The sequence below is a fragment of the Acidisphaera rubrifaciens HS-AP3 genome (assembly GCF_000964365.1).
GTDB classification, from domain to species: domain Bacteria; phylum Pseudomonadota; class Alphaproteobacteria; order Acetobacterales; family Acetobacteraceae; genus Acidisphaera; species Acidisphaera rubrifaciens.
Window position 1 is genome coordinate 1 of record NZ_BANB01000632.1, and the last position, 2,505, is coordinate 2,505.

Annotated in this window: 2 protein-coding genes; both read right to left on the reverse strand. The window is 70.5% G+C overall.

The genetic code is table 11. The features are described 5' to 3' along the window. Nucleotides 1-172: 172 nt before the first annotated feature. Nucleotides 173-1,304, reverse strand: a protein-coding gene (gene prfB / locus B8460_RS15610; RefSeq protein ID WP_148360644.1) for a peptide chain release factor 2 whose coding sequence is annotated in 2 segments (ribosomal slippage) — nt 173-1,234 and nt 1,236-1,304 — 1,131 coding nt in all. Because the reading frame shifts where the segments join, the coding sequence is not laid out codon by codon here. 30 nt (nt 1,305-1,334) lie between these two features. Then, a partial coding sequence (locus B8460_RS15615; RefSeq protein ID WP_048862538.1) for a penicillin-binding transpeptidase domain-containing protein occupies nt 1,335-2,505 on the reverse strand: 1,171 nt, incomplete at its 5' end.

The following is a 2,505-nucleotide window of genomic DNA, read 5'->3' on the forward strand; positions in this document are numbered from 1 at the left end:
AGCAGCGGCACCGCGGCTGCCGTGTCCCCCGCCGCCAGCCGGTCCAGGCCGCGGACATACAGCGCGTGCGCCGCGCCGGCCGCGTCCGGGTCGGTGACGGCGGCGACAGCAGGGCGGAGATCGATGTGCGACATGCCGCCGGCGAGGATGCCGGGGGGCGGTTAACGCGGCGCTACTGCGCCTGCGCGCTCGCTTCGCTGCGGGTGGCGCCGACCCGGGCGGCGAGGGCGGCGGCCATGAACGGGTCGAGATCGCCGTTCAGCACGGCATCCGGATTGCCGCGCTCGACATTGGTGCGCAGGTCCTTGACCATCTGATACGGCGCCAGGACGTAGCTGCGTATCTGATGCCCCCAGCCGATATCGGTCTTGGCCGCCTCGGTCGCCGCCGAGGCCGCCTCACGCTTCTGCAGCTCCGCCTCGTACAGCCGCGACTTCAGCATCCCCATCGCCGTGGCGCGGTTGCGGTGCTGGCTGCGGTCGGTCTGACAGGCGACGATAATGCCGGTTGGGATATGGGTGATACGGATGGCGCTCTCCGTCTTGTTGACGTGCTGGCCGCCGGCGCCCGAGGCGCGGAACGTGTCCACCTTCAGGTCGGACGGGTCGATCTCGATCTCGATCGCGTCGTCCACCACCGGATAGACCCAGACGCTGGCAAAGCTCGTCTGCCGCCGCGCCGCCGCGTCGAACGGGCTGATCCGCACCAGCCGGTGCACCCCGGCCTCCGTCTTGAGCCAGCCATAGGCGTTGGGGCCGGAGACCTGAAGGGTGACGGATTTGAGCCCCGCCTGCTCGCCCTCGCTGGCCTCCAGCATCTGCACCTTGTAGCCGTGCTGCTCCGCCCAGCGCGTGTACATGCGCATGAGCATCTCGGCCCAGTCCTGCGCCTCCGTCCCGCCGGCGCCGGCGTTGATCTCGACATAGCAGTCGTTGGCGTCGGCTTCGCCGGACAGCAGGCTTTCGATCTCGCGCCGCTTCGCGTCCTCGGCCAGACGGCGAAGCGTGGCCAGACCGTCGGCCACCATCGCCGCGTCATCCTCGGCTTCCGCCAGCGCGATCAGCTCCGCCGTGTCGGCGGTCTCGCTTTCGATCGCGCGCACGCCGTCGATCGCGGCGGCGAGGCGGTTGCGCTCGCGCATCATCGCCTGGGCGGCGCCGGCATCGTTCCACAGCGCCGGGTCCTCGGCGCGGGCGTTCAGTTCCTCAAGTCGGACGGTCGCGGCATCCCAGTCAAAGATGCCTCCTCAGCAGCGCGACGGACTGCTGGATCTGCTGGACGATGGCGTCGGCTTCGGCGGACATGGTGCTACCGATATGGCGTCGGGGGCCGGCTCAATACAGCCCGCCCATGCTGGTGTCCACTCCGCCATGCGCGGCCGCCGGCGACTGGTCGCCCCCGCTGTCGTCCTGCGCCGCCACGTCGCCGCCGCCCGCCACCGGAGCGGAGGCGCCGGGCACCTGCCCGGTCTTGAACGCATCGACGTTCCCGCCGCCCCAGTTGGCCACGGTCACGTCCGGCGGCTGCGGGAATTGCAGGACCGGATGGTCACGAAGCGCGTATTGCATGAAGTCGTGCCAGATCGGCGCGGCCAGCACGCCGCCGGCTTCGCCCTCGCCCAGGCTCGCCGGGTTATCGAAGCCGACCCACACGGCGGTGACGAGGTCGGGCGTGAAGCCCACGAACCACGCGTCGTTGAAGTCCTGGCTGGTGCCGGTCTTGCCGGCGATCGGCCGGTTCAGCCCTTTTCCGGCCTCGTAGCCGGTGCCGTGCTGGACCACCGCCTCCATCATCAGTTCGAGCTGATAGATGCTCTGCGGATCGGCGATACGGGCGCGGTCGTCGGCGAGGCTCGGCGGCGCGGACGGATCGCCGCAGGCCTCGCAGCTACGCCCGGGGGCGCGGAACACGACGTGCCCGTCGCGGTCCTGAACGCTGTCGATCAGCGTCGGGACCACTTCCCGCCCGCCCTCGTCGATCGAGGCATAGGCACCCGACATGCGCAGCACCGTCGTGCCGACGGCGCCGAGCGAGGCGGGCAGCACCTTCGGCATGTCGTCGACGACGTGGAACGCGATCGCGTTGCGCGCGACGGCGTCCATGCCGACCTGCTGGGCAATGCGTATGGTGACGAGGTTAAGGCTCTTCTGCAGCGCCGTGTGCATCGAGACGGGACCGCTGAACGTGCCCTCGTAGTTGCCGGGCCGCCAGTCGCCGAGGACGAAGGGCGCGTCGAGGAAGACCTGGCTTGGCGACACGCCCTGTTCCAGCGCGGTCAGATAGACGAACGGCTTGAAGCTTGATCCAGGCTGGCGGACCGCCTGGGTCGCGCGATTGAACTGGCTCTGCTCGAAGCTCCAGCCACCGACCAGGGCGAGCACGCGGCCGGTGGTGGGATCGAGCGAGACCATCGCCCCCTGCACGAGCGGGATCTGGCGCAGCTGCACCCGGGTGCCGGACAGCGCCGCCTCGCGCACGGCCGGCCGCCGTGCGGGGCGCGCGCGC